This is a genomic window from Neisseria arctica (genome assembly GCF_022870905.1).
GTDB lineage: Bacteria > Pseudomonadota > Gammaproteobacteria > Burkholderiales > Neisseriaceae > Neisseria > Neisseria arctica.
Genome location: NZ_CP091510.1, coordinates 1,804,608 through 1,830,138 on the forward strand (window position 1 = coordinate 1,804,608; position 25,531 = coordinate 1,830,138).

Here is a 25,531-nt window from a genome sequence, read left to right on the forward strand (position 1 = left end):
CCATGATTTAACTTATTATGTAAAGGAAATATATGAACATTACCTATCACGGACAAACCCCGCGCCTCTCCGAAGCTACCGTTGCCAACGGTTTTGTGTTTCTATCGGGTATGGTTCCCGAAACAGACAGTTCGGACATTACCGAACAAACTCAAGATGTACTCAAACAAATCGATAAATGGCTAGAAAAATGCGGCTCCGACAAGCGCCATATTTTAGAAGCCACAATCTACCTGCCTGATCTGGCCGATTACGCTGCCATGAATGCGGTATGGGACCAATGGGTTGATCCCCAACGCGCTCCGGCTCGCGCCTGTGTAGCCGCCGGCTTGGCGAATCCGGCATGGAAAATCGAAATCAAAGTTTCTGCGGTACAGCTTCAAAATACAGCCGATAAAAATACACGCTAAAAGCAGGTAGTTTACGGACAGGCTGAAGCCGAAGCATACTGGAAACGGAATAAAATCCAATTATTTATTGGCGAATAAGAATGAGCGCTCCTGATTACTTATATGTCAACATGGCAAACGGCCAGCTGGTTAAACACCTGCTGCCCAACCGCATGTCAGTGCTTTTGTTTGATTATATGTTGCCGCATATGGCCGATGTGGCTCCGGATTATGCAAAACAATTCGAGGGCGAGTTTTCCTGCTGCACATTTTCTATCGCCGATTTGCCCGAAAAAGATTTTATGGCCGTATACCAATTAATAATGGATGCTTGTGACGATATTAATGCCTTACAGCCTTTAAAAGGCGATTTGCAAACAGCCTTACTGGCAGACCCGCGCTATAAAAAACAGACCGCATAGCCTGTAAAATTCATAACGTCCAAAAAACGCGCATTTACGCGCGTTTTTCTTATATTCTCTGCCATCGGTGAGAAAACCAATCTGGCACTAATCTAACAATATTCTAACGACGGCTTCCCGCGCGACATAATATCTCTCATCCAGCAAGACGGTGAAACGCTGCCCGATAACCGGCTCGTCGGTGCAAATATAAATCATCCCCCCTATGAAGGTTCACCTACCTCTAGGAAATGCAGCTAATTATTCGGTTCCACCAATACGGGCTTTTAGTATTTGTTACGGCAGCCGCTCATTTTCATGATGGTAAGGCTACAACAAATAATCACCACCCCGGCCGGCGGCAAAACCGAAAAATTCTCCAAGATAAATAATGCCGCCTGAAAAATATTTTCAGACGGCATTATTTATTTACATTTTATTTTTTAACTTAAAGCACAGTATGAATCTTTTCAAACATCCCGTTCGGCAATATGGCAGCGTACGCCATGTTCATCCAGCTTTTGGCGGATAGTGTCTGACGGTTTGCGGTCGCTGAACACACAGTCAAACTCGGTAACGTCTCCCATCCTTACCAAAGCATTCCGCCCCGATTTACGGTGATCCAACACTAAATAGCGCATACGGGCATTTTCCATCATCGCCTGCATCACGCTAACTTCTTTATAGTCAAAATCCAAAAGCGAGCCGTCCTGCTCCACACCGGCCGCACTTAATACGGCGTAATCGACTTTAAACTGGTTAATAAAATCTACCGTAGCTACGCCCGTTACCCCCCCGTCTACCGGGCGCACCACACCGGAAGTAATAATGACCGTATAATCGCTGCGCCCGGATACAATCGCCGCCACATGGATATTATTGGTAATAATGCAAAGATTTTTATGATTTTTCACCAAAGCCATCGCTACTGCTTCAATAGTTGTTCCGATACTCATAAACAGTGAAGCATTATCGGGGATTTCAGCTGCAATCAAATCGGCAATATGCGCCTTTTCGTTTTGCAATTTATTCTTTTGGGCAAGATAATCATCTCCCTCCATCCCTTCGCCCAAAGCCGCACCACCATGGTAACGGCGTAAAATGTTTTCTTCGCAAAGCTGGTTAATATCACGGCGGATGGTTTGCGGTGTAACATCTAAATCGCGTGCCAATCGGTCAATCGGCATAAAACCGTGTTCGCGCACGAGGGCAATGATTTTTTCATGTCGTTGGATGCGTGGCATAGGTTCGTTTACTTTTGATTTTTATGAAATAAATTGTGCCAAATTCGCTTTCTTCACGCAAGCGGCACAGATGTGAGGTTATTCAAAATTTCATGGCGGAAAAAACAACCATCAAAACCGGGGAAATAATATTGATGATAAACCCGAAACTGATGGCCAACGGAACTGCCGCCAAACCGCCGGAACGTTGAATAACCGGCAAAGTAAAATCCAAACTGGTCGCACCGCCCACCCCCACAGCTGCACTCGGATGGCGGCGCATTAGCAACGGAATAAATACCAAAGCAAAAAATTCGCGGGCCAGGTCATTCAACAGCGCCACACTACCCCATATCGGGCCGTAGGCTTCGGTCATCACAATACCGGAAAGCGAGTACCAGCCAAACCCAGATGCCAATGCCAAACCTTTACTCCATGAAACTTCGGATTGCAAAGCGGCAAACAGCAAACCTCCTGCTAAAGAAGAAAGCGTAATCAATATACTGGTTTGCACGCCGCGCTTATTAATCAGCACCTGCCGCAAGGTAATACCGCTGCTTCGTAATTGTACCGCCACGACAAATACCATCAACATCAGGCAATAAGTACCCAAGTTTTCCGGCGGCAGCCAATCACGGCTGAGTATCCTACCCAGCATAAAACCCGCTAACACGCAACCGAGCTGCTTGATACTGCCCGTTAAGCTAATATCGGCTTTTTTTTTGCTTCCCTCCACCTTCCATGGAAAACGGCGGTCATACCACATTAAAACCAGCAAATTCATCCCGATCACGGCTATAAACAGGCAAACGGTCGATATGAAAATAGTGCTGATTTGCGCGCCTAAATTCTCAACTTGGGAAAGCGACACGCCGATCAGCAACAATATGGCATATACCAGCCACGACAGGGCTTTATCCAATAAGGGCTGATATTGTTTGGGCACACTTATAAAAAATCCGGCAAAAAGCGGCGAGAGTACGGTAATCAAAGTTATCAAACTGTTCATAGCATGAGCGCAGCAGTTGCCAAACTTTTGAACCGTTCGGACAACTCTCTTTAATGTCTTAATGTCGGCTAAGCATTATATCTGTTAGCAAACGTTAAGGCTAGGCAGAGCCCCGTATGGCTTCGAGTGAGATACGCCTATGTTGACAAGCCTGTAACGCAGGCATAAGATTAGCTCTGCATCACGAGTTGGGAAACCATGCCAACCTGCCTATTGCCGGCAAGGTGGAATGCGCGTGCAGATGCGGCTGTTGATTTTTCGACGGTAAATATCGGCATCACACCCTGTTTCCCGAAATGCAGGGTGTTTTTTGTTATCCGGCTGCTTCATCGGCAGCCCCTATGGGTGATTTATTCCCAATTGCCGCCCATTATAAAGTGCTAAACAGGATAAGGAATATCGCATGAAAATCCAGAATCTCGAGTTCTCTGTTCATACCGTTGCGGCCAGCTCGGCCATTCAGTTTGTGCTACACCGCAACGGCAGCCGCAATGAAATTATAGGTATTTACCGACCCGAAGAAAAACTGTGGCTCTGTCCGCTTGCCTTTCCCAATCACTACTGCGCCCCACTCTCTCCAGATAGGGAACTCGCTACGTTGCGTACGATTTTATTTTTAGCAGGAGCCGATGATATCGACGGCTGTATCAGCGCTCTGGAAACTTATGCAAAAGAATATGATGCCGCCCGCCGCAAACACTATGCAGCTTAAATATTCTCTTTATTGAAATAAAATGCCGTATTAAATTTTTCAGACGGCATTTTATTTCGCAATATAAAAAACACCATTATATTTCTTTCATTCCTGACGGACAGTTCGGCAGAATTTGCATTGCCTATAAAATCATGATCTATGTTGCTCTCATAAAAAAAAGCCGCCCGAAAATTTTCAGACGGCTCCTTATTTTATGATAATGATCATAACCGGATATCATAGTGACGAAAGCAGCGCATCGACCACGCTGAAAGAAACATTAATCCAATTTGGTAACGGCATCCAACAATACATCTGCGGCAAGGATTCCTAAATTATTTGCGGCCAGCGGACTATCTCCGGTTAACAGTTGGCGGTCTTGGCATACTTTACCGGTAATGTCTTTATTCATTACTTTCATGCCCAAAGCCTGTAAGCGTTCCGCTACCAACCACGGCAAACGACCGGGCATATAGCCGATATCAATATTGGCACCTTCGTCAAGTGAGTCGGGAAATACGCACAACTCATAACCTTTGAGCGGGAAGGCGCCCTGCTCATCTGCCAATGACACCAATGCTGCCGGACCATGGCACAAAGTGATGATATAGCGGTTTTTATCCAGCATCGAATTTAAAACACGCGCCACCTCACTACTTTCAGGAATAGCATTAAGTACACCATGACCACCGGGCACAAATACGGCAATATAAGGAGAATCCTCATCGGTTACCGATTCAATAATATCGGCCAATTTATGCGGCTTCTGTAACTTCGGCAGATAAGTTTCAAAAATACCGGCTACCGCCTGATCTTCCTTCGGCATCGCCCACATTTCAAACTTAACGGGATTTCCCGATAAAGTAGCGACTTCGATTTCAAATCCGGCTTCATGGATATGGAGCATCGGCAACAACGTTTCGACCGGATGGTTACCGGTAGAAAAAAGTTTGCCGTTTTGCATTTTTACATACCGCTCATCGGTAGCAATCATCAAAACTTTATATTTTCCCCCCTTATAAGGCTCGGAAAATTTGAAACTTTTAAAATCGGTTTTTGGGTTGGTATAAAGGCTGAGTGAATATTCCGAAGGGAAGTAGGCATTATATTCAGCGTGGTCGGGTACGGGCTGCTTGCTGAGATCGCTCATAGCGGTTCTCCAAAAAATAAAGTGGGGACAAAAGGATAAGTAAAAATCCTGCTACGCGATTCTACCCTCATACCTCCCGCTGGATACAACGGGCTTACGCGCTTTTACTTTCCAACAGCATATACCGGCATTTTATCTGCCAATGTAAAAAAATTATTCCGAACCCAATATCAAAAAGGGGTTTTCACCTCCGCGCTGATAGCCTGACTCACCTACTAAAATATCCAAAGCCAGCGAAGCTAAATCGTCTGCCACCGGGTCGGCATATTGTTGTTTGTCTTGCCGGTAAAGCTTACGGTAACTATGGCACGCCTCACAGCTTTCGGCTCTTGCGCCCGTCAGTACCGGGCTGAGCCCGGGTGTTTCCTCCGGATCGATTTCCTGAATACGCATGCCGCTGCTGTCACCGCAAGTGGTACATTTTGCACGCAGGGCATTCCAGCGGCTGTTGCAATGAGGACAATGCATATAGCGGAAACCTGCCAAATCCGTTTTAATCAACACTACACTTCCTACCGCTTCTGTGCCGCAGCAGGGACAGTTTACGCGCTCTTCCACCGGCGGAACATGGTCTTCGGTCAATTGCGCCGCCCATGCCGTCCAAATAACCTGCAAGGCCGCCCGCACCCATACCAAAGCCGAGCGGTCGGTATCGGTTTCATTTTTGGTTAACACGCGCCTAGCTAATTCTTCTGCTTGCTCACGTGACAATGCGGCTAATTTATCCAACTCTGCCTGTACGGTTTTCGTCACACCTATACGGCCTATCTCCGCCACTAAATCGGCCAACACACCGTAAAAATCGGCAGGCACCTCGCCTAGGGCTGCTTGCGGCAAAACGGTTTGCCCTTGGTATAAATCGGGCAGCACGAAGCTGTGTTTGTCGTAAACCGCCTGCTGCGCCGTACTCAACTTGCCTAATAATTCAAGATACACGCGCCATTCGCTGGCTTCATTTTGCGCCAACTCTTGAAAACGGGTACTGCGTTCGGCAAAAAGGTTGCTTTCAGGTGCCAACCAAAACGGTGTATGGAACAAGCCTTTTTGAATTTCGGTAATCGGTTTGATGGATATTGTGCTCATAATCTTTTCTTTGTGTATGTGTTTTGCAAAGGCTCGTTTCAGACGGCCTGCTTTGTTTCGCCGGAACAGGCCGTCTGAATATAATCGGGATGGGTATAAACCGTATATTGATGCTCCCGGGCAAAGCCGATTAATGTCATGCCGGCTTGTTCGGCCAAACGTACGGCAAAGGCCGTGGGCGCCGAAACCGCGACCAATAGTCCCACGCCCATTGCCGCTGCTTTAGCCACCATCTCATAACTGGCACGGCTGGACACCAACACCCAGCCCCGCTGCCAATCAATATTGTTTTTTGCACCCCAGCCCAACAGCTTGTCGAGCGCGTTATGGCGGCCCACATCCTCAAATAATTTGACAACAAGGCCTTCTTCTACCCAAGCCGCACCATGCACCGCACCTGTTTGCGCGCGCAAGGTCTGGTATTTGTCAAAGGTTTGCAATGCCGCCTGTATATCCTGTGCTTGAACGATATGGCCGCGCGCTACTTCAGGCAAATCCGGCCTGACCGCCTCCAAACTTTCCACCCCGCACAAGCCGCAGCCAGTACGCCCGTTCATATTACGGCGACGTTCTTTCAATAACAGGAAACGCGCCGAGGCAATCTCCAAATGAACTTCAATACCGTTACAACCATTTTTGGTTTCCACATCGTAAAGCTCTCCGACATGGGACAGAATGCCTTCGCTCAGACTAAAACCAAGTGCCAATTCCGTTATATCGGCGGGAGTAGCCATCAATACGACATGGGCGATTCCGTTATACACCAATGCTACCGGTGTTTCTTCTGCAAGAAGATCATCGGTATTTTCGGTGCTACCGTTTCTGAAACGGCTTACGATGTAAATACTGCTGATTGCATTTAGCATAAAAATAAGTAAGATAGAAATGAAAATTAAGCTGTCTCAAACATCAACAGCCAAACTAAAATTATAACAATTTATAACAAAAAATATATCTTCCACCTGAATTTATATTACTTATCAATTTACATACTATAACCCAATAACTATCAAACTATACAGGCAAGATGACTACAATGATTTTTAATAAAAAATAAGGGGCTGTATTAGATTAGCCTTAAATATCACACCAAATTCGCAAGATTTTAAGTTGCTCTTTTGGTGTACCAAAGTTAAAACGAAATTCGCATTCTTTCAAGAATAAAGGGAAAGATTTTCGGTCAATTCCATTGTACTTTCGTAGAACGCGCTTTGCCTGATTCCAGAAGTTTTCAATACCGTTGATATGGTTTTGACGGTCGACAAAAAGCTCTGAATGATTGATTCTGTGATGCGTAAATTCACTCACATCTAGCACATCATAGCTTTTGTAATAGTCCGTATAAACAATGCTATCAGGCATTATTTTTCGTTTAATAACAGGTAGTAAAGTATCTTGTTTGGTATTTTTAACGACAACAGTATAAACCTTGCCTTGACGTTTCAAAATACCAAATACCGCTACTTTCCCAGCCGCTCCGCGACCGCGTTTGCCTTTTCGTTGTCCACCAAAATAACTCTCATCAAGCTCGATTGAACCATCAAAGATTTCATCAGCTTGAAGCTCTAAATGATAGGCAGTGACTTGGCGAATTTTACGGTAAAACAGAGCTGCTGAATTGGGGTTAATATCCAATAAATTGGCAGCAGAACGGGCGGTTACCTCAAGTACAAAAAATTCAAGCAACTTTTTTGTACTTTTTTAGATAGTTTACAGTGTGTTATCTTCATTTTTAAAGGGTAACATAACTGCCAATCTAATACAGCCCCAAAAATAATTACCATATCATTTAATCAATTTTATAAGGTCAAAATCATGGTGAAAAACATATATTTTATATTTAACCTACCCCTACTACTAACTCTAGCTTCATGTACATCCTCAATCAGTCAAAATGCACTTGCAGTCAACAGCCTTGATTTCCGTAAACAGCCTGCCGTACAAAAAAGCACCGAGTTAAATGGTCAAACCATACGTTACCGCGCATACGAAGACATAGTTTATGTGAAAAATCCTGTAGATATAGAATATCAAACTATCAATATCTATATACCAGAAGCCTATTACAACAACCAAAAGATAGATGGTTATACCGCTAATACCGCACCTATTTTCCTACCTAACCAAATCGGCGGCTATATGCCGGCCAAGCCTGGGAAACCCGGCTTAGACCAACGTAGCGGTCAAGCAAACGCCTTATTGGTAGCTTTGTCCAAAGGGTATGTTGTTGCATCTCCCGGAGCGCGTGGACGCACAGCAGCCAACGGCAAAGCACCCGCGGCAATTATCGACCTCAAAGCCGCCGTACGTTACTTGCACGCCAATGATGCCGTCATGCCTGGTGATGCCCGTAAAATCATTTCAAACGGCACCAGTGCTGGGGGAGCACTATCCGCACTACTCGGCGCCAGCGGTAACAGTCAAGATTACCAAAACCGCTTAGTCAAACTTGGTGCCGCAAATGCATCCGACAGTATTTTTGCCGTTTCCGCCTACTGCCCAATTACCGACCTCGAACATGCTGATATGGCTTACGAGTGGCAGTTTAACGGTGTGAACGACTATAAAAAAATAAATATCACCATGCTTGATTACCAAGTAAAACGTGAGCTACTACCCGGCACACTTACTGAAACTGAAAAAACATTATCCACTCTACTGAAAACAGCCTATCCCGCGTACATCAACAGTTTGCATTTGAAAGACAACCAAGGACGTCCTCTGACCCTTGATGTACAAGGTAACGGCAGCTTTAAAAACTATATAGCCAGCTATTTGGCCGCATCCGCACAAAAGCAACTAGATGAAGGTAAAAACTTATCTGACCGCAACTGGCTGACCATACACAAAGGTAAAATCAGCTCCGTTGATTTTGACCTTTACGCAAAAGCTGCAGGCCGCCAAAAAACTCCTCCTGCCTTTGATGCAGTGGATTTAAGCAGTGGTGAAAACCAGCTCTTCGGCACAGCCTCAACCGACAAGCAGCATTTTACTGCCTTCAGCAAAAGCCACTCTACGGTAAAGGATAGTTCACATGCAGATAGCGCAACCATTAAAATGATGAATCCACTCAACTATATCGGCAACAATCTTGCCGATACCGCCGCCTATTGGCGCATCCGGGCAGGCAGTGCCGACCGCGATACTTCTTTGGCAGTATCTGCCATATTGGCAACTAAGCTGCAAAACCACGGCTACCATGTTGATTACGCCATACCTTGGGATGTACCACACAGCGGTGATTATGATTTGGATGAATTATTCGCTTGGATGAAGCAAATCAGCTCCCTCCCCCTACATTAGGCAAGCAAACCACACGCTCATCCAAATATAAGGGCTGCTTACCAAGTAGAGGCAGCTCTTTTCACAACAATTATAAATCCATAAACTCATAAAACCTGTTACTGCGCTCAATATAAAAATACCGTCTGAATCTTTTTCAGACGGCACTAAAATAAAATCAAAATAAATAATCAAACTACCAATTACATCACATATAGACTTTTTGCTAGATATAACCCCCAATTATTCAATCGTATCCCAATATACTATCGGCCAACCAACAAAACCGGATACGTTATCTTCTCAGACGGCCTTCTTTTTTAGCGGTACGACGCAGCCATTTGTCGTAAGCAACCGCACAGGCAGGTTTTCCCATACCGGATAACACATACAGATGGGCGGCTACACTTTTGGCCAGGCTCTCCAAATGATAACCGCCTTCCAATACCGACACCACACCACGGCATTCTTCGCCCGCTGCCTGCACCAGCTTATGCGTCAGCCAAGCATAATCAGCCTCATGCCAATTCAAACTACCACTCTCGTCCTTACGATGCGCATCAAATCCTGCCGAAAGCAAGAGCAATTGCGGTTTGAATAACGCCAATTGCGGCAACCACAACCGGCGAGCAGCTTCACGCATTTCACGGCTGCCACTACCGGAAGGCAGAAAAATATTGTGAATATGGGGATTGCGCCCGCCGACGCCTTCATCAGGAAACGGATACAGATCGGGAGCACAACTATTCAGCAACATCACACGCGGGTCATCTTTAAAAATTTCCAGTGTGCCGTTGTTATGGTGCACGTCGAAATCGACAATCGCAATACGTTGCAAACGATGTTCGGCAATCGCGCGCATAGCGCCGACAGCAACATTATTAATCAGGCAAAAGCCACCTGCTTTGGCACTTTCAGCATGATGCCCCGGCGGCCTGACTGCACAAAATGCACGCGGAGAGCGTCCCGACAATACCGTATCAACCGCCTGCACGACCGCACCTGCACCATAGCGCGCAGCAGTGAGCGTTTCACTGCTCATCACCGTGTCGTCGTCAAGCCGGTATATTTTGCCCGGTTGCGGCCTAACTGATTCAAGATACTGCAGATATTTACTGGTATGAACCAAGGCCAATTGCTTGTCGGTCACTTCCGCCGCCTCCGCACGGCGGATCCGCGGCGATATCTTCTGACGGAGCAGCTCGGCCTCTATAGCTCCGATGCGTGCCGCCGCTTCGGGATGGCCCGTACCCGGATCATGTTGTAAAAACAGTGGATGGCCTATCCACAACAAGCGCGGCTTTCTGCCCAAAAGCCGCCTTATCCACGCACGCACGCTTGCTCCTTGCTCCCGCCCTTTTCAGACGGCATCCGACAAACAGGATAAATAGGGTTAATAATCATGGAAATTACTTGGAAAAATACCTCTATCCCTTTAGAATAGCTTATTTTAAGCGGTACAGACAAACCGCTTAGCATTTTTATCCATTTATAATAGAAAGACTGGACGACACATGATTGACTTTGCTTACGCAGCCGACGCCGCCGCCCAACCGAATTTGCTGATGCAGTTTGCCCCGCTGATTTTGATTTTGGTTGTATTCTACTTCCTGATCATGCGCCCGCAACAAAAGAAATTCAAAGCACACCAAGCCATGCTGGCCGAATTGAAACGCGGTGACCGCGTGATTTTGGCTTCCGGCTTTACCGGCACCATCACCAACGTGAGCGAAAAATTCTTTAATGTAGAAATCGCAAAAGGCGTGATTGTAGAAGTTGAGCGCAACGCCGTTTCCAGCAAAGTGGCATAATCCGCCGCCTTTGAAAGCCGCCGCACGGTGGCTGTTTACATTTTATCGGCCATGCACCGTTTCGATATGCCTCAATTTAGCCGTACGGCTTTTGCACTTCAGCCGTCCGACCAGCTTTTTCAGAAGTTTGGCCCGCCGAAACCGCCGCCATATAAAATGCCGACAGCCATAAGCTGCGGCTGTTCGTTTTTATCCAGTAAAGGTTTACCATGAACCGCTATCCATTATGGAAATACCTGCTGATTGCCGTGACCCTGATTTTGGGCGTGATTTACACACTGCCCAACTTATTTGGCGAAACGCCGGCCGTACAGGTATCCACCAACCGCCAATCTATTGCGATTAACACACAAACCGAGCAACGCGTTGCCTCTGCCTTGCAAGCCGCGGGCATTGCCAACGACGGTATGTTTATCGCCGACAATTCGCTTAAAGTACGCTTTCGCGATGCCGAAACCCAATTACGTGCCCGCGATGTTATCGAAAACACTCTGGGTGACGGCTACATCACCGCATTGAACCTCTTGGCCGACAGCCCCGAATGGATGGCGAAAATTAATGCCAACCCGATGTTCTTAGGCCTTGACTTACGCGGCGGCGTGCATTTCACCATGCAGGTTGACATGCAGACGGCCATGCAAAAAACATTTGAGCGCTATTCCGGCGATATCCGCCGCGAGCTACGCCGTTTGAAAATCCGTACAGGCACCGCACGCCAAAACGGCAACAGCCTGACCGTACCATTCCAAGATGCCGCGGATGTACAAAAAGCCCTGCCCGAATTGCGCCGCATTTTGCCAGAAGCCACACTCACCCCGAACGGCAACGATATCGTACTTACGCTCTCCGAAGCGGTTTTAAACAAAGTGCGCGAAGATTCGGTTAAACAAAATATCAATACCCTGCACAACCGTGTGAATGAGTTGGGCGTAGCCGAGCCGATTATCCAACAGGCGGGAGCAGACCGCATTGTGGTACAACTGCCCGGTGTTCAGGATACCGCCAAAGCCAAAGACATCATCGGCCGTACCGCCACCTTGGAAGTACGCATGGTATCGGATGACCCCGCCCTGATGCAGGCCGCACTTGCCGGCAATATTCCTGCGGGCTACGACCTGCTTTACACTGCCGGGGAAAAACCGGTTCCCACTTTGGTCAGCAAACAGGTAGAACTCACCGGCGACAACATCAATGATGCCCAACCCAGCTTTGATGAAATGGGCGCTCCTGCCGTCAGCATCAATCTTGATGGTGCCGGCGGTACGATTTTCGGCGAGCTGACCAGCCAAAATATCGGTAAGCGCATGGCAATGGTTCTAATCGACCAAGGTAAAGCCGAAGTCGTGACCGCACCTGTTATCCGCACCGCCATTACCGGTGGCCGCGTACAGATTTCAGGCAGCATGAGTACCGCCGAGGCCAATGATACTTCTCTTCTACTGCGCGCCGGTTCTTTAGCCGCACCTATGGAAATCATCGAAGAGCGCACCATTGGCCCGTCTCTCGGTAAAGAAAATATTGAAAAAGGCTTCCACTCTACCCTTTGGGGCTTTGTGGCCGTAGCCGTTTTCATGGTTATCTATTACCGTATGTTCGGTGTTTTTTCGGTTATCGCCCTATCGGCTAACTTGCTGTTCCTGATTGCCATCTTATCGGCGCTGCAAGCCACGCTCACCCTACCCGGCATCGCCGCAATCGCCCTCACATTAGGTATGGCCATCGACTCTAACGTATTGATTAACGAGCGCATACGTGAAGAGCTGCGTGCAGGCGCATCACCGCAGGCAGCCATCAACATGGGCTATCAACACGCATGGGCAACCATTGTCGACTCTAATATCACTTCGCTGATTGCCGGTATCGCCTTGCTGATTTTCGGCTCGGGTCCGGTTCGCGGTTTTGCCGTGGTGCATTGTCTGGGTATTCTCACTTCAATGTATTCCTCTGTAGTGGTGTCTCGCGCTATGGCGAACCTATGGTACGGCCGCCGCCGCAACCTTAAAAACATTTCTATCGGTGCGGTATGGAAGCCCGAAACCACAGCCGGTAAGGAGTAAAACATGGAATTGTTCAAAATCAAACGCGACATTCCGTTTATGAGCTACGGTAAGCTCACCACCCTGATTTCCCTGATCACTTTCATCCTTTCGGTGTTTTTCTTAGTAACCCGCGGTTTGAATTTTTCAGTTGAATTTACCGGCGGTACGGTAATGGAGGTGCAATACCAACAAGGTGTTGAAATCAACCAGGTACGCCAACGTTTGAATACTGTCAGCGAAGGCGAGGTACAGGTTCAGGCGCTGGGCACAAACCGCCATATCATGATCCGCTTACCCAACAAAGAAGGTGTGTCTTCAGCGCAACTTTCCAATCAAGTGATGAACCTGCTGAAAACCGACAACCCGGACGTTACATTACGCCAAGTTGAGTTTATCGGTCCCCAAGTAGGTGAGGAACTGGTATCCAACGGCCTGATTGCTTTGGGCATGGTGATTGTAGGTATCATTATTTACCTCTCCATGCGTTTCGAGTGGCGTTTTGCAGTTTCTGCCATTATTGCCAATATGCACGACGTAATTATCATCCTCGGTTGCTTTGCCTTTTTCCAATGGGAATTTTCGCTTACCGTGCTGGCCGGTATTCTGGCCGTATTGGGCTATTCGGTGAATGAGTCTGTGGTAGTATTCGACCGTATCCGCGAGAATTTCCGCAAACCGAATATGCGCGACAAAACAGTACCGCAAGTTATTGATAATGCGATTACCGCCACCATGAGCCGTACTATTATTACCCACGGTTCTACCGAAGCGATGGTATTGTCTATGCTGATTTTCGGCGGCGCCGCCCTACACGGCTTCGCACTGGCATTAACGATCGGCATCGTATTTGGTATTTATTCTTCTATTTTGGTTGCCAGCCCACTGCTGCTAGCATTCGGTTTAAGCCGTGAAAATCTGGCGAAACCCCAAAAACAAAAAGAAGAAGCCGTGGTATAAATACCAACTGGCTAAAAAGAAAAAATGCCGTCTGAAAATTTTTCAGACGGCATTTTTTATTAATGATGACAAACCGGATCTGTTTAGTTTAAATGCCAAAATATTGATGGCACAACAACAGATTTGTCACCGCACATTCATCGGATATTATGCCAAGCTAGTATCCAAAGCTTTCGAAATATCGGCCCAAATATCTTCGATATCCTCGATGCCGACTGAAAAACGCAACAATCCTTCTTTAATACCCAATCCTGCTTTTACTTCAGGCGACATACCACTGTGGGATTGGGAAAAGCTGTGGTTTACCAAACTTTCTACACCACCCAAGCTGGATGCCATTTTCACTAGCTGCATATTTTTAATTACGCTGTTGGCTGCCGCTTTGGTATCGTTTTTTAGATAAACCGACACGACACCGCCGAAACCGCGCATTTGTTTTTTGGCCAACTCGTGGTGCTCATGCTCTGCCAACCCGGGATAAAAGACCTTGGCTACGGCAGGATGGGCCTGTAAGCGCTTGGCCAACTCTGCCGCATTTTCCAAATGCTGCTTCACCCGCACGGGAAGGGTTTTAATACCGCGCAATACCAACGCGCAATCCATCGGCCCGGCTATGGCACCGGTATTTACCATCATAGATTGCAAACGCGAGGCATGTTTTTGGTCTTTAGCAACCACAATACCCATCAGCACATCGGAATGTCCGCAAAGATATTTGGTAGCAGAATGGAACACGATATCGCAGCCCATATCCAAAGGATTTTGCAAATATGGTGTTGCAAAAGTATTGTCAATACACACCATAGCGCCGGCGGCCTTCGCCTTGGCCGATAGCAATTCGATATCCACTAGGCGCAACAGAGGGTTGGAAGGCGTTTCCAACCAGACCATAGCTACTTTGTGTTCAGCTAAAACCGTATCAAGATTATTCGGATCGGTTAAATCAGCAAAAACAACATTAATGCCCCATTGGGCGTAAACTTCCGTCAGCAAATCATATGCGCCGCCGTAAATATCGGCTACTGCCACAATAGTATCGCCCGGGCGTAAAAATGTACGCCACACGGCATCGATTCCCGCCATGCCGCTGGCGAAAGCGAAACCGGCCGCACCGTGCTCTAAAGCGGCCACAGTGTCTTCCAATACTTTTCGGGTAGGGTTGGAAAGGCGGGAGTAACGGTAAGGTATTTGCTCGCCGATTTCATGCATGGCAAACATACTGTTTTGATAAATCGGCGGCATCAATGCGCGGTTATGCTCATCACAATCATAACTGGAATGAATGGCTTCTGTAGCAAATTTCATAGCATCCGACCCATATGTAAAATAAAGATAAGGGATTTTACCACTATCCGAAAAATAGAAACAATCAATGCCGTCTGAAAGCACAAGTGATATAATCTCGCATTTACTACGGCCTTAAAAATAAAGGCACGGGCCCGCCGTATAATCAAAATTATAAAAAAACGTTGCCATGCGCAACGGCCGGGCAAACTAAAATCATTTTCAGACGGCCTTGTTTTTCAGCCGTATGCACACATTTTGGGCGGTATTGTTCAGGCAAATCCGCCGTTACCCTTAAGGAAATCCATCAGCATGAACGCCATTGCAGACGTGCAATCCAGCCCCGATTTACGCAATATGCCGATTAACCAGGTAGGAATCAAAGATTTACGTTTTCCTATCAGCATCACTACTGCCGAGGGTACGCAGCAGACTGTCGGACGGCTCACCATGACCGTTTTCCTGCCTGCCGATCAAAAAGGCACACATATGTCGCGCTTTGTGGCCTTAATGGAAGAGCAAACCGAACCATTGAGTTTCACACGCCTAAAAGCGTTAACCGAAGAAATGCTGCAACGCTTGGATTCGCACTCCGGTAAAATCAGCGTCTCTTTCCCGTTTTTCCGCCAAAAATCAGCCCCGATTTCCGGCATCAAATCTTTACTCGATTACGACGTTACCCTTACCGGTGAAATCGAGAACGGTCAGTACCGCCATACATTGAAAGTGCTTGTTCCCGTTACTAGCCTGTGCCCTTGCTCGAAAGAAATTTCCCAATACGGTGCGCATAATCAGCGCTCACATGTTACCGTTACATTATCGTGCTCCTCCGAAGTCGGCATCGAAGAGCTTATCGACTGTGTGGAAGCCCAAGCCAGCTGCCAACTTTACGGCTTGCTGAAACGTCCGGACGAGAAATTTGTTACCGAACAGGCTTACGAAAATCCGAAATTCGTAGAAGATATGGTGCGAGATGTCGCAACCGCACTTTCCGCCGACAAACGAATTTGCGGCTATATTGTGGAAAGCGAAAATTTCGAGTCTATCCACAATCATTCCGCTTATGCCTATATTGCTTACCCGTAAAGTCTCTCGTTCTCTTTTGAAAGCAAAACGCCGTCTGAAAACAGACGGCGTTTTGCATACCATTCACTTTATATATTTATATATCCTAACGCATAAAACGACCTTGCCGTAAAAACCAAGCTGACTGAGCCGCCGCATCCTTACTGAACAGCATTCCCGTATGCGAAAGCGGCAAGACCACATGATCGGCCATGTTTTCCAAACAAGTTTCCGCTACACCCACCGTGCCGTCATTTTCTCCTTCAAGCCGCAACAAACGCCCTAAACCCAACGGTTGGTTACCTGCCAAACTGCCTAACTCTATCCCCACCGGCAAAGGCGGCACCTCCCCATTCAATCCACTTAGAAATGACCCGCCCAAAACCGGAACACCCAGTCCCCAACCGTGAATTTTTACCGCTGCCTGACTACCCTGATGCGGCGTGCCCAAAGTTACGATTCGGCCGCGCACCAAATCAGGCCGCTGTGCCGCGAAATGACGCAATACCAAGCCGCCCAAACTGTGTCCGACAAAGTGTAGTTTTAATGTATTGTCTTTCTCGTAATCGGCCTCTACCTTATCAATCAAAGCCTTGCTATGCCTTTGAATATTATGTAATACACTATAATAACCAAACGTATCGGTATCACACCCGAAACCGGCCAACAACCGGGCAAAGGGCCGCATCGCCCAAGCATGCATATGCAAGCCGTGCAATAACAATACGCGTTCATTCATCAATTCTGTTACCTTTATAATTCATTATTACAACAACATAAACATTGATAGTATATGCTCGGGCCAGGCCGTCTGAAACTGCTGCAAACGGCTTTATCACTTTCAGGCAATCAACTAACCCAAAAATATTCCGATGTTTGCAAACCGCCGATAACGATACCAAAAACTTACTGCTCATAAAAATACCGCCCGGCCGAATAACGGCGGGCGGTATTTTTTTAAAGGCCCAGTTCTTGCCACAAAGCATCGACTTTCGCTACGGTAGCAGCATCCCGTTCAATCACCCTACCCCATTCCCGATCGGTTTCGCCCGGCCATTTATTGGTTGCATCCAAACCCATTTTACCGCCCAAGCCGCTCACAGGGCTGGCAAAATCAAGATAATCAATCGGCGTATTTTCGACCATCACCGCATCGCGTACAGGATCCATACGCGTAGTAATCGCCCAAATCACCTCTTTCCAATCCCGACAATCCACATCATCATCCACCACCACGATAAACTTGGTGTACATAAATTGGCGTAAAAAGCTCCAGCAACCCATCATTACCCGTTTAGCATGACCGGCATACTGTTTTTTGATACTGACCACGGCCATGCGGTAAGAACAGCCTTCAGGGGGCAGGTAGAAATCCACGATTTCGGGAAACTGCTTTTGCAACAGAGGCACGAATACTTCGTTTAAGGCCACGCCCAATACAGCAGGTTCATCAGGCGGTTTACCGGTATAGGTGCTGTGGTAAATCGGATTTTCACGCATCGTGATGCGCTCTACCGTAAACACGGGGAAATAATCTTGTTCATTGTAGTAACCGGTATGGTCGCCATAAGGGCCTTCAAGCGCGGTTTCATCCGGGTAGATCACACCCTCCAACACAATTTCGGCGCGGGCGGGCACTTGCAAATCACTACCGATACATTTCACCAACTCTGTGCGCGAACCACGTAGCAGGCCGGCAAATTGATATTCGCTCAACGTATCGGGCACGGGGGTAACCGCCCCTAAAATCGTAGCAGGATCACAACCGAGTACAACGGCTACGGGATAAGAAACACCCGGATAAGCTTTTTTATGTGCCTGAAAATCCAATGCGCCGCCGCGGTGCGCTAACCAACGCATGATCAGCTTGTTTTTACCAATCAGCTGCTGGCGGTAAATACCCAAATTTTGGCGTTTTTTATGCGGCCCGCGGGTAACCGTTAATCCCCATGTTACCAACGGAGCAATATCCTCAGGCCAACAATGTTGGATCGGCAGGCGGGTCAGATCGACTTCATCGCCCTCCCATACGATTTCCTGACAAGGCGCCTTCTTCACCACATTCGGTGCCATACTCCAAATGTCTTTTAAAAGGGGAAGCTTGGAAAATGCGTCTTTTATGCCTTTAGGCGGCTCGGGTTCTTTCAGATAAGCAAGCGTTTTACCGATTTCACGCAATTGGCTGATATTATCCGCCCCCATGCCCATGGCCACACGCTCCGGCGTACCGAAAAGATTAGCCAATACAGGATAATCATAACGGCTGCCGTCTGGCCTTACGGGATTTTCAAATAATAATGCGGGACCTTCCACGCGTAGTACCCGATCGGCAATTTCCGTCATCTCCAAATGCGGCGATACCGGCAAGGTAATACGCTTAAGCTTTTGCTGTGCCTCGAGTTGAGCAATAAATTCTCTTAAGTCTTTATATTTCATTAATTTTCTTTCAGATGGCTATTTAGCCAGCCCATACTATCGCAGGAATACCCGAAATTACCAAACGGCTTGTATTGTTTTGCTCATACCACCTAACCAAGATGTTTACTTGGCAAATCTACCTGCTACCCTAACGCGCTCTATAAAAAATATCAAAAATCCTCTCTCACCTCAGGAGTACTCAATGATACTTTTAAAATTGGCAGCCATTAACTTCACCTCAAAATAATGAAGCAAGCCCTGTTTGGAAATGGTAGTATTTTAACCTACCTACCGTGTATTCCATACTGCCACGAACGCTAAAACCAACTTTTCAAATATATAAATAGGCTTTAGTTATGCACTTTCTTGCCAATACAATCAACTTTTAAGCTTGTCGATACATCTTTGCAAGCATAAATGCCGTCTGAAACTTTGTTCAGACGGCATTAAATCCAAATGTAAGATGGCCCGATTCAGCCGCCGTATCGAAATAGCAATATAGCTTCTACATGGGCGGGTTTATCAGCTATGCGGCGATTTCCTCCAACCGCAAACAAGCCACTTTCCGGCCTTTCCATTCGCGCAATACCGGCTCTTCCGCTGCACACCTCGCCGTGGCATATGGGCAACGCTGATGCAAAGCACACCCGGTCGGCAGATTAAGCGGGCTGGGTAGCTCGCCTGCAAGCTTGAGCTGTACTTTCTGCTCTTTCAGGCTAGGGGCTGCGGATAACAATGCCTGGGTATAAGGATGCAACGGCTGCTCAAAAATGACACGGCTTTCGCCATGTTCCACCGCTTTACCCAAATACATCACCATAATATCGTCTGCCATATGCTCAACTACAGACAAATTATGCGAAATAAACACATACGCCGTATGGTATTGCTCTTGCAAATCCATAAATAGATTCAACACTTGGGCTTGAATGGATACATCAAGTGCGGAAGTCGGTTCATCCGCCACCACAATTTTGGGATTGAGCATCATGGCACGTGCCAAGGCGATACGCTGACGCTGGCCTCCTGAAAACATATGCGGATAACGCGAAGAGTGTTCCGGACGCAAACCTACTGTTTTCATCATTTCCATGGCGCGTTCATAACGCTCTTTTTTACTCAATTTGCTGTGGATAGCAAGCGGCTCCATCAACTGAAAAGCAATCGTTTGACGCGGATTCAGGCTGCCGTAGGGGTTTTGGAACACCATTTGGATTTCGGTGCGCATTTTTTTTAATTCGCCGGCTGATAATTTGGCCGTTTCGATACCATTTACTGCCAAGCTTCCGCTACTGGGCGACTCAATCAACGTGAGCTGGCGTGCCAATGTAGATTTTCCGGATCCGGACTCTCCTACAACGGCCAATGTTTTACCCGCGCGAAGTTCGAATGAAATACCGTTAAGCGCTTTAACTACCTGTTTGCCCTTGCCCAAACCGCCACCCACCGGATAATGTCGGGTCAACTCACGCGCCTGCAATACAATATTCTGCTCGTTCATTTTATTCCCTTCCATCGGGTTAAATCATTGGCAATACAGCGGACACGTCCATATGGTGTTTCCAGCATTTTAGGCGGCACCATACAAGCTTCACGCACATAAGGGCACCGTGGCGACAACAAACAACCGGCAGGGCGGTCATATTGGCTGGGCACAACCCCCGGCAGGGATTTCAAGCGTGTCTCGCCAAAAGAAAATTCAGGAATGGCCTGCAGCAATGCCTCTGTATAAGGATGAGCTGGATGTTCAAATACATATGGCACCTTACTTTCCTCTACCACTTGTCCCGCATACATCACAACCACATTTTTAGCATGCTGCGCCACCAAACCCAAATCATGGGTAATCAGAATCATGGCCATACCGCGTTCTTTTTGCAATCTGTGCAGCAGATCCATAATTTGCGCTTGCACGGTAACATCCAAAGCAGTAGTCGGCTCATCCGCTATCAATAATTTGGGTTCGCAGGCAAGAGCCATGGCAATCATCACGCGCTGGCTCATCCCGCCCGATAACTGATGCGGATAAGCTTTCAAACGGCTCGGCGCATCAGGTATTTCCACCAACTCAAGCAATTCTACTGCCCGGTCGCGCGCAGCTTTTCCTTTTAAGCCCAAGTGCGCCTTGAGCACCTCTACAATCTGCATTTCAATGGTGAAACTTGGATTCAGGCTGGTCATGGCATCTTGAAAAATCATTGAGATATCTTTGCCAATGATTTGCCGTCTGGCCCGTGCAGACATGTTCAGCATATCCTGCCCGTTAAACAGCATTTTATCTGCATGGATAGCAGCCGTATTCGGCAACAGCCCCATAAGCGCCATCATAGATACGGACTTGCCCGAACCGGACTCTCCCACTACCGCCAACACATCGCCGGCCGCCACATTCATGCTTACAGAGTCTACCGCACGGAATGCGCGCGCACCTTGGCCAAAAACTACTTGTAGGTTTTCAATGGTTAATAAAGGTTTCGCTTCCATTAAGACACCTGCTTCAGTTTAGGATCGAGTGCATCCCGCAGGCCGTCACCCATCAAGTTAATTGACAAAGCCGCAATGAAAATCGCCAATCCCGGGAAAACGGCCATCCAAACATTACTTTGAATATACTGACGCGCATTGCCGAGCATCGCTCCCCACTCTGCCGAGGGAGGCTGCACACCCAAGCCCAAAAAGCCGATAGCTCCAGCCTCGAGAATAGCCGTAGAAAAAATCATCGTAGCCTGCACAATCAAAGGCCCCATGCAATTGGGCAAAACCGTAATCAGCATCAAACGCGGCAAACCCGCCCCCATTACGCGGGCAGCGGTAACATAGTCTTTTTGCAACTCGACCAACACCGTAGCACGGGTAATACGTATGAAAGGCGGCATACATACAAGGGAAATGGCCAAAATAGTGTTGGTCATCGAAGGGCCGAGAATGGCGGCAATGATAATCGCCAGCAGAAGGCCGGGATACGACATCAGAATATCATTACACAACATTATCAGCTTGCCTGCTGATTTCGGCCAAAAAGCAGCCGTCAGCCCCAAAAATACACCGACAATCATTGCAATCAGGGTTGCAGCCAAGCCGATCAATAACGAATAACGACTCCCGTGTAAAATCCGGGACAGGGTATCGCGTCCTGCGTCATCGGTTCCGAAAATAAATTCGGATGTTCCGCCAAACAACATCGGCGGCAATTGTTCTTTGCCCGCATGGAGGATATTCGGATCATAAGGAGCAATCCAAGGTGCTAACACTGAGGAAAGCACCAATAAAGCAAGCACCAGCAAACCTGCCGTCGCACCTTTATTTTTCAAAAATGCTGTAACAAACTGCTGCCATTCACTCGGCGGCTTAACCGCTAAGGCAGAAGGTGTCGGTACAGATACAGTCATGGGTATGTGTCCTTTTATTCTGTTTTAAGCGTGACGGATACGCGGGTTAATCAAACCGTAAGTAATATCCACCAGTAGACTGATGATCATCAAAGCAGTAGCCACTAATAAGATTCCGTTTTGCACAATCGGATAATCCCGGCTGAAAAAACCGTCGAGAAGCCAAGTACCTACTCCGGGCCAGCTAAAAATAGTTTCGGTAAGAATCGCCCCTGCCATCAAAGTTGCCATTTGCAAACCTACTACGGTGATCACCGTGATCATAGTATTACGCAATACATGTACCAAAATAATGCGGGTAGGAGATAAACCTTTGGCCTTCGCGGTACGGACATAATCTTCGCCCAAAACCTCAAGCATGGCCGAACGTGTCATACGGGCAATCATGGCTAAAGGAATGGTTGATAAAGCTATGGACGGCAATAAAAAATGTTTCACAACATCCCATAAAGCCCCCATATCGCCGGATGCGGCAGCACCTAACAACCACGAACCATAAATCGGCTGTACATCAATATATTTAATGACATTAATTACGCCGGATACCGGCAGCCAGCCGAGATAATGTGAAAAGATGCCGGTAAGAATCGGCCCAAGGAGATAAATAGGCATTGAATAGCCGGCCAATGCCCCACCCATCAACATATAATCCAGCCAACTTCCACGTTTTAATGCTGCAATAATCCCCAAAGACACACCAAGCACGGCAGCAATCGTAATCGCACAGAACGCCAATTCCAAAGTAGGAACGAAATGGTGGAAAAAATCTTCTAAAACAGGTGTGCGCGTTCGAAAGGTTTCACCAAAATCACCGCTAAGGATTTTTGTTAGATAATCCCAATACTGAACAATAATCGGCTTGTCCAACCCTAAACGCTGCATCATAGCCTCGCGCACGGCAGGATCGACACTGCGCTCACCCATCATTACCAATACCGGATCTCCCGGCACCAAACGGATAAGCGTGAATGTAGTGATGGTTAAGCCGATATAAATCGGAATCATCAGCAGTAACCGGCGCAAAATATAAGAAAACATAAGCCTTACTCTGATATTTAAAATCTATTTTGATAATGATGGTCTGCATTTTCAGACGGCATCAGATGCCGTCTGAAAACACTAAAAAACACCATTTTGCCCATACAAAAGCAAAATGGTGTTTTAGCTGCTATTACTCTACGCTTACACCCTCGAAGCGAGTGCTGCCCAAGGGCTCCAATACGTAACCTTTAACATTTTTTGCCAATAAGGCATCAGTTACAGAATGCGCCAAATAAACCGCAGGTTTTTTCTCGGTTAACAGCTTTTGCGCTTCCATATATAAGGCCGTACGCTTCTCCTTATCGGTAGTAGAACGGGCATCGACAATGACTTTATCAAATTCCTTATCACAGAAACCGCCATAATTTGACCCTCCCACAGCAGCACAGCTCAAAAGATTACCGAACCAGTTGTCAGGGTCACCGTTATCACCGGTCCAGCCGATCAACATAGTATCAGCCTCACCTTTCTTACCACGGCTGAGGTATTCTCCCCACTCATATGTTACCAGCTTAGCTTTTAAACCGACTTTCGCCCAATCCGCCTGAATCATTTCAGCCATCAGTTTGGCATTCGGGTTGTACGGACGTTGAACCGGCATATACCACAGCTCGATCGAAGCGTTTTCTTTACCAGCCTCTTTCAACAATGCCTTAGCGCGCTCGGGATCATAAGCCGAAGGTTTCAAATTGGTATCCACACCCCATTGGCTTGGCGGCAGCAAACCTGCGGCACGTTTGCCGGCACCGGCAAATACAGCATTGATAATGGCATCTTTATCAATCGCCAAATCAAGTGCTTCGCGCACACGCACATCAGATGCGATACGGCCTTCGCGGCTATTCAGGCTCAGATAACCTGTATTGTAGCCTTCGCGTGATTCAACATTTACCTTACCCGATTTTTTCGCAGCCTCTACTTCCGCCACTTTATTGTAGCGCGACAGACTGCACTCTCCGGCCTCGACTTTCTGTGCACGCACACCCGAATCTTTAGTAATGGCGAAAATCAGATTATCGATTTTGACATTGTCTTTATTCCAATACTCATGATTTTTCACATAACGGATTTGCTGGTCTTTTTGGTATGACTTCAACACAAACGGCCCGGTACCGACAGGTTGGGTATTGATATTGGCTTGTTTTCCCTCGGCAGTCAGCTTATCTGCATATTCGGCAGACAATACATAAGCAAAAGGCATGGCCAAGTTTTGCAAGAAAGGCGCATTGACTTTATTTAAAGTCATTTTTACGGTGTAATCATCTACTTTTTCTACTGAAGCGACATCATCCACCATACCCATATCGGCAGCATACGGAAACTCTGCCGGGTAAGCGGCATTGAAAGGATGCTTTTTATCCAACATACGCTGGAAAGTAAACAACACATCATCCGCATTGAAATCACGGCTTGGTTTGAAGTAATCGGTAGTATGGAACTTCACACCTTGGCGCAGCTTAAAGGTATATTGCTTGCCATCTTCGGAAACTTCCCAGCTTTCAGCCAAACCGGGTTCTATATCGGTAGTGCCGATTTTAAACTGTACCAACCCGTTATACAGCGTATGCGCAGAAGCATCAAATGTTGCGCCGTCCGTATATTGGCCCGGATCAAAACCGCTCGGGCTACCTTCAGAACAATAAACCAAAGTGCTCGCACCACCGGAAGTACTGCCGCCTCCGGAAGCCGCATCTTCTTTCTTTCCGCCGCAGGCAGCCAAGCCCAAAGCAATTGCAGCCAGTGCGGTTAATTTAAATAAAGGCTTTTCCATACCTAAACTCCTCTTTACATTATTCTTAATTCATATAATGAAAACAGCCCGGTAAAAATAAATCATACAAAATAAAAAGTACAATAAAAACAATATCCAAAATGCTATTATGTACTTCAAACATATAGATTGATTTTTAGCCTCAGCCAAATAGACAACCTCAATAGGGTGAAAGCCGACTATATATGTAAATTTTTGTTTAATCAAGATTCCGATTTGTTAAAACCATTTCTACCCTCGGGTAAATTTTCAATTGTTTGCTTCTTAAAATAGTACGCTCCCAACAGGAAAGTACCCTCGCCTATGGTTCAGTCGGTTCGAATTACTACTCATGACTACTCAACTGTCTGATCTAAATAATCAGTCTGAAAAAACACACGCCAGCAAGCAGAAAATTAATAAAGCAAAGCTCTGTTATCGATAAAAAATAAGCCGCACACCTAACCGTATGCGGCTTATTCACACCCCTATTTTACGGATAATACGGTCGGAAAAATCCCCAACGCACCGAATGAATATACTACC

The 25,531-nt window shown here is 47.0% G+C and carries 22 protein-coding genes, 1 pseudogene and 1 riboswitch; of the genes and pseudogenes, 8 read left to right on the plus strand and 15 right to left on the minus strand.

Annotated features, from left to right (window positions below; all coding sequences use genetic code 11):
* Positions 1 to 32 precede the first annotated feature (32 nt).
* Both LVJ86_RS08315 and LVJ86_RS08320 read left to right on the plus strand, forming a co-directional pair.
* Complete coding sequence (locus LVJ86_RS08315) at positions 33 to 410, plus strand: RidA family protein (RefSeq protein WP_047760424.1); 378 nt, start codon at positions 33 to 35, stop codon at positions 408 to 410.
* A gap of 80 nt (positions 411 to 490) precedes the next feature.
* Complete coding sequence (locus tag LVJ86_RS08320) at positions 491 to 811, plus strand: hypothetical protein (RefSeq protein ID WP_047760425.1); 321 nt, start codon at positions 491 to 493, stop codon at positions 809 to 811.
* Positions 812 to 1,260: 449 nt separating this feature from the next.
* On the opposite strand, the gene LVJ86_RS08325 is transcribed toward LVJ86_RS08320, so the two are convergent.
* Both LVJ86_RS08325 and LVJ86_RS08330 read right to left on the minus strand, forming a co-directional pair.
* The gene (locus tag LVJ86_RS08325; RefSeq protein WP_047760426.1) at positions 1,261 to 2,034 is read right to left on the minus strand and encodes a DeoR/GlpR family DNA-binding transcription regulator; all 774 of its coding nucleotides are present in this window, start codon (positions 2,032 to 2,034) and stop codon (positions 1,261 to 1,263) included.
* A gap of 82 nt (positions 2,035 to 2,116) precedes the next feature.
* Positions 2,117 to 3,022 carry a LysO family transporter gene (locus LVJ86_RS08330; RefSeq protein ID WP_047760427.1) on the minus strand — a complete coding sequence of 302 codons (906 nt, stop codon included), beginning with the start codon at positions 3,020 to 3,022 and terminating at the stop codon, positions 2,117 to 2,119.
* A gap of 173 nt (positions 3,023 to 3,195) precedes the next feature.
* Positions 3,196 to 3,304: riboswitch (SAM-I-IV-variant riboswitch) on the plus strand.
* A 121-nt stretch (positions 3,305 to 3,425) separates the two neighbouring features.
* Here LVJ86_RS08330 and LVJ86_RS08335 point away from each other — a divergent pair.
* Positions 3,426 to 3,734, plus strand: a complete 309-nt coding sequence (locus tag LVJ86_RS08335; protein WP_047760428.1) for a hypothetical protein — start codon at positions 3,426 to 3,428, stop codon at positions 3,732 to 3,734.
* A 262-nt stretch (positions 3,735 to 3,996) separates the two neighbouring features.
* On the opposite strand, the gene hchA is transcribed toward LVJ86_RS08335, so the two are convergent.
* The 4 genes and pseudogenes from hchA to LVJ86_RS08355 form a co-directional block, all read right to left on the minus strand.
* Positions 3,997 to 4,866 (minus strand): glyoxalase III HchA, encoded by an 870-nt coding sequence (gene hchA, locus LVJ86_RS08340; RefSeq protein ID WP_047760429.1) that lies wholly within the window; start codon positions 4,864 to 4,866, stop codon positions 3,997 to 3,999.
* Positions 4,867 to 5,019: 153 nt separating this feature from the next.
* Positions 5,020 to 5,949, minus strand: coding sequence for a formate dehydrogenase accessory protein FdhE (locus LVJ86_RS08345; protein ID WP_047760430.1), 930 nt, complete (start codon positions 5,947 to 5,949; stop codon positions 5,020 to 5,022).
* 38 nt (positions 5,950 to 5,987) lie between these two features.
* Positions 5,988 to 6,815 carry a formate dehydrogenase accessory sulfurtransferase FdhD gene (fdhD, locus tag LVJ86_RS08350; RefSeq protein ID WP_047760431.1) on the minus strand — a complete coding sequence of 276 codons (828 nt, stop codon included), beginning with the start codon at positions 6,813 to 6,815 and terminating at the stop codon, positions 5,988 to 5,990.
* A gap of 211 nt (positions 6,816 to 7,026) precedes the next feature.
* Positions 7,027 to 7,679, minus strand: a pseudogene (locus LVJ86_RS08355) (IS1595 family transposase).
* Between the two features lie 85 nt (positions 7,680 to 7,764).
* Here LVJ86_RS08355 and LVJ86_RS08360 point away from each other — a divergent pair.
* Positions 7,765 to 9,252, plus strand: a complete 1,488-nt coding sequence (locus LVJ86_RS08360; RefSeq protein ID WP_047761273.1) for a subtype B tannase — start codon at positions 7,765 to 7,767, stop codon at positions 9,250 to 9,252.
* A gap of 274 nt (positions 9,253 to 9,526) precedes the next feature.
* Here LVJ86_RS08360 and LVJ86_RS08365 read toward each other — a convergent pair whose 3' ends face one another.
* Positions 9,527 to 10,567 (minus strand): histone deacetylase family protein, encoded by a 1,041-nt coding sequence (locus LVJ86_RS08365; RefSeq protein WP_047761272.1) that lies wholly within the window; start codon positions 10,565 to 10,567, stop codon positions 9,527 to 9,529.
* Positions 10,568 to 10,745: 178 nt separating this feature from the next.
* Between LVJ86_RS08365 and yajC the strand changes: the two genes are divergently transcribed.
* From yajC to secF, 3 genes are all read left to right on the plus strand, one after another.
* On the plus strand, positions 10,746 to 11,042 hold the full coding sequence (gene yajC, locus LVJ86_RS08370) for a preprotein translocase subunit YajC (protein WP_047761271.1): 297 nt from the start codon (positions 10,746 to 10,748) through the stop codon (positions 11,040 to 11,042).
* Positions 11,043 to 11,251: 209 nt separating this feature from the next.
* Positions 11,252 to 13,099 (plus strand): protein translocase subunit SecD, encoded by a 1,848-nt coding sequence (gene secD / locus LVJ86_RS08375; RefSeq protein ID WP_047761270.1) that lies wholly within the window; start codon positions 11,252 to 11,254, stop codon positions 13,097 to 13,099.
* Positions 13,100 to 13,102: 3 nt separating this feature from the next.
* Positions 13,103 to 14,038, plus strand: a complete 936-nt coding sequence (gene secF, locus LVJ86_RS08380; RefSeq protein WP_047761269.1) for a protein translocase subunit SecF — start codon at positions 13,103 to 13,105, stop codon at positions 14,036 to 14,038.
* 147 nt (positions 14,039 to 14,185) lie between these two features.
* Here secF and LVJ86_RS08385 read toward each other — a convergent pair whose 3' ends face one another.
* On the minus strand, positions 14,186 to 15,343 hold the full coding sequence (locus LVJ86_RS08385) for a trans-sulfuration enzyme family protein (protein WP_047761268.1): 1,158 nt from the start codon (positions 15,341 to 15,343) through the stop codon (positions 14,186 to 14,188).
* Positions 15,344 to 15,634: 291 nt separating this feature from the next.
* Between LVJ86_RS08385 and folE2 the strand changes: the two genes are divergently transcribed.
* Positions 15,635 to 16,408 carry a GTP cyclohydrolase FolE2 gene (gene folE2, locus LVJ86_RS08390; protein ID WP_047761267.1) on the plus strand — a complete coding sequence of 258 codons (774 nt, stop codon included), beginning with the start codon at positions 15,635 to 15,637 and terminating at the stop codon, positions 16,406 to 16,408.
* Between the two features lie 85 nt (positions 16,409 to 16,493).
* Here the strand turns inward: folE2 and LVJ86_RS08395 are convergent, their stop codons facing one another.
* From LVJ86_RS08395 to LVJ86_RS08425, 7 genes are all read right to left on the minus strand, one after another.
* Positions 16,494 to 17,126, minus strand: coding sequence for an esterase/lipase family protein (locus tag LVJ86_RS08395; protein WP_047761266.1), 633 nt, complete (start codon positions 17,124 to 17,126; stop codon positions 16,494 to 16,496).
* A 218-nt stretch (positions 17,127 to 17,344) separates the two neighbouring features.
* Positions 17,345 to 18,823: a 4-hydroxy-3-polyprenylbenzoate decarboxylase gene (gene ubiD / locus LVJ86_RS08400; RefSeq protein WP_047761264.1), complete on the minus strand. Its 1,479-nt coding sequence runs from the start codon at positions 18,821 to 18,823 to the stop codon at positions 17,345 to 17,347.
* Positions 18,824 to 19,331: 508 nt separating this feature from the next.
* Positions 19,332 to 20,306, minus strand: a complete 975-nt coding sequence (locus LVJ86_RS08405) for a dipeptide ABC transporter ATP-binding protein (protein ID WP_047761263.1) — start codon at positions 20,304 to 20,306, stop codon at positions 19,332 to 19,334.
* Positions 20,303 to 21,289, minus strand: a complete 987-nt coding sequence (locus LVJ86_RS08410; protein ID WP_047761262.1) for an ABC transporter ATP-binding protein — start codon at positions 21,287 to 21,289, stop codon at positions 20,303 to 20,305. The genes LVJ86_RS08405 and LVJ86_RS08410 overlap by 4 nt, the downstream gene beginning before the upstream one ends.
* Positions 21,289 to 22,194 (minus strand): ABC transporter permease, encoded by a 906-nt coding sequence (locus LVJ86_RS08415; RefSeq protein WP_047761261.1) that lies wholly within the window; start codon positions 22,192 to 22,194, stop codon positions 21,289 to 21,291. Before LVJ86_RS08415 ends, LVJ86_RS08410 begins: the two co-directional genes overlap by 1 nt.
* A gap of 24 nt (positions 22,195 to 22,218) precedes the next feature.
* On the minus strand, positions 22,219 to 23,232 hold the full coding sequence (locus LVJ86_RS08420; RefSeq protein WP_047761260.1) for an ABC transporter permease: 1,014 nt from the start codon (positions 23,230 to 23,232) through the stop codon (positions 22,219 to 22,221).
* Positions 23,233 to 23,365: 133 nt separating this feature from the next.
* Positions 23,366 to 25,006 carry an ABC transporter substrate-binding protein gene (locus LVJ86_RS08425; RefSeq protein WP_047761259.1) on the minus strand — a complete coding sequence of 547 codons (1,641 nt, stop codon included), beginning with the start codon at positions 25,004 to 25,006 and terminating at the stop codon, positions 23,366 to 23,368.
* Positions 25,007 to 25,531: the final 525 nt, after the last annotated feature.

Excerpts from the sequence above, each read along its gene's own strand:
- LVJ86_RS08315 (WP_047760424.1), top strand. The coding sequence starts at position 33 with ATGAACATTACCTATCACGGACAAACCCCGCGCCTCTCCGAAGCTACC.
- LVJ86_RS08320 (WP_047760425.1), top strand. The coding sequence starts at position 491 with ATGAGCGCTCCTGATTACTTATATGTCAACATGGCAAACGGCCAGCTG.
- LVJ86_RS08325 (WP_047760426.1), bottom strand. The coding sequence starts at position 2,034 with ATGCCACGCATCCAACGACATGAAAAAATCATTGCCCTCGTGCGCGAA.
- LVJ86_RS08330 (WP_047760427.1), bottom strand. The coding sequence starts at position 3,022 with ATGAACAGTTTGATAACTTTGATTACCGTACTCTCGCCGCTTTTTGCC.
- LVJ86_RS08335 (WP_047760428.1), top strand. The coding sequence starts at position 3,426 with ATGAAAATCCAGAATCTCGAGTTCTCTGTTCATACCGTTGCGGCCAGC.
- hchA (WP_047760429.1), bottom strand. The coding sequence starts at position 4,866 with ATGAGCGATCTCAGCAAGCAGCCCGTACCCGACCACGCTGAATATAAT.
- LVJ86_RS08345 (WP_047760430.1), bottom strand. The coding sequence starts at position 5,949 with ATGAGCACAATATCCATCAAACCGATTACCGAAATTCAAAAAGGCTTG.
- fdhD (WP_047760431.1), bottom strand. The coding sequence starts at position 6,815 with ATGCTAAATGCAATCAGCAGTATTTACATCGTAAGCCGTTTCAGAAAC.
- LVJ86_RS08360 (WP_047761273.1), top strand. The coding sequence starts at position 7,765 with ATGGTGAAAAACATATATTTTATATTTAACCTACCCCTACTACTAACT.
- yajC (WP_047761271.1), top strand. The coding sequence starts at position 10,746 with ATGATTGACTTTGCTTACGCAGCCGACGCCGCCGCCCAACCGAATTTG.
- secD (WP_047761270.1), top strand. The coding sequence starts at position 11,252 with ATGAACCGCTATCCATTATGGAAATACCTGCTGATTGCCGTGACCCTG.
- secF (WP_047761269.1), top strand. The coding sequence starts at position 13,103 with ATGGAATTGTTCAAAATCAAACGCGACATTCCGTTTATGAGCTACGGT.
- LVJ86_RS08385 (WP_047761268.1), bottom strand. The coding sequence starts at position 15,343 with ATGAAATTTGCTACAGAAGCCATTCATTCCAGTTATGATTGTGATGAG.
- folE2 (WP_047761267.1), top strand. The coding sequence starts at position 15,635 with ATGAACGCCATTGCAGACGTGCAATCCAGCCCCGATTTACGCAATATG.
- LVJ86_RS08395 (WP_047761266.1), bottom strand. The coding sequence starts at position 17,126 with ATGAATGAACGCGTATTGTTATTGCACGGCTTGCATATGCATGCTTGG.
- ubiD (WP_047761264.1), bottom strand. The coding sequence starts at position 18,823 with ATGAAATATAAAGACTTAAGAGAATTTATTGCTCAACTCGAGGCACAG.
- LVJ86_RS08405 (WP_047761263.1), bottom strand. The coding sequence starts at position 20,306 with ATGAACGAGCAGAATATTGTATTGCAGGCGCGTGAGTTGACCCGACAT.
- LVJ86_RS08410 (WP_047761262.1), bottom strand. The coding sequence starts at position 21,289 with ATGGAAGCGAAACCTTTATTAACCATTGAAAACCTACAAGTAGTTTTT.
- LVJ86_RS08415 (WP_047761261.1), bottom strand. The coding sequence starts at position 22,194 with ATGACTGTATCTGTACCGACACCTTCTGCCTTAGCGGTTAAGCCGCCG.
- LVJ86_RS08420 (WP_047761260.1), bottom strand. The coding sequence starts at position 23,232 with ATGTTTTCTTATATTTTGCGCCGGTTACTGCTGATGATTCCGATTTAT.
- LVJ86_RS08425 (WP_047761259.1), bottom strand. The coding sequence starts at position 25,006 with ATGGAAAAGCCTTTATTTAAATTAACCGCACTGGCTGCAATTGCTTTG.